Below are 1,174 nucleotides of genomic sequence, written 5' to 3'. Positions count from 1 at the left end.
AAATTAAAGGGCAGAATAGAATCGGGTATATCTTATTTGCTTAAATCTTTCAATACTGCTGTAATTAGTGGTGAAAATCCTGATATTGACGATGAGTTCTTAACAAAAAATGCCCGTAAAGTTTTAAAGGATTTATGGAAAACAAGCCCCATGACATGTCCTGTATCTGAGATTAGTGAAATTTGTCTGACAACTAATGATGGATATCAAATCAGAAATATTCCTGTAACTATGATGGAAGCTGCCGAAGACGAGCAGGAACAGGAATTGGTCTTTTTTATCGATAAGCAGGGAAAAATTGATGATATTTCCATTGCAATTGATGAAAATAAATATTCGGAAATAATGTCAGAGCATATTTCTGTAGAGGACTTGTTTAGAAGACAGGTTATTGTGGACTTTGTTGAGAGTTACAGAACTTCTTATAACAGGAAGGATCTTAAATTTATTGAATCTGTATTTAGTGATAATGCTCTAATCATTACAGGGAAAGTGATTAAAGAAAAACCTAAATCTGATTATGCGTTAAGAACATTGAGTACAGAAAGAATTGTTTATCAAAAACGTACTAAACAGGAATATATAACAAATCTGAAGAAAGTATTCTCCGCTAATAAATATATTAATGTGATTTTTGATGAAGTAGAAGTTATACAACATCCTAAATTGACAGATATTTATGGAGTTACTTTAAAACAGGAATGGAACTCCGACAGATATAGAGACGTCGGTTTTGTATTCCTGATGATTGACTTCCAGGATGAAATGCATCCGCTTATACAAGTTCGTACATGGCAACCGGAAAAACTTGATGGTAAGGTCTTGGCAAGAGATGAAGTATTCAACTTGGGAGATTTTGATATCGTTCGCTCATTGGTAAATGATTAACATAAAATTCTTTATTATGAAAACTAAATTTTTTATTTTAACCTTTTTTTTAGTATTGCCTTTTTGTGCTTTTTCACAGCGTAGTCTGGAGATACAAGATGTATCTACCGGTATGAATGTTTTCTCCGGTAAAGATACTGAGGCCGGAATTGTTATTTCTGCTCCTTTAACTATTCCTTTAACTTTTGAATCTACTCATGATAAAGTTGTTGATGTCTTTAATAAAGAAATTAAAGGTGAGGAACAACTGTATTATATTAGATTTAATACCGGTAAAAGATATAGG

At 32.2% G+C, this 1,174-nt stretch carries 2 protein-coding genes; both read left to right on the top strand.

Translation table 11 applies throughout. The annotated features are described in order from the left end of the window. A partial coding sequence (locus I6E24_RS16340; RefSeq protein WP_235329757.1) for a nuclear transport factor 2 family protein occupies positions 1 to 888 on the top strand: 888 nt, incomplete at its 5' end. A 16-nt stretch (positions 889 to 904) separates the two neighbouring features. After that, positions 905 to 1,174 (top strand): hypothetical protein (locus tag I6E24_RS16335; protein ID WP_235329755.1); only part of this gene is annotated, 270 nt, incomplete at its 3' end.

The sequence above is a fragment of the Bacteroides caecigallinarum genome (assembly GCF_021530995.1).
In the GTDB taxonomy this organism is placed as follows: Bacteria; Bacteroidota; Bacteroidia; order Bacteroidales; family Bacteroidaceae; genus Phocaeicola; species Phocaeicola faecigallinarum.
This window is presented reverse-complemented; position numbering and strand designations above follow the sequence as displayed.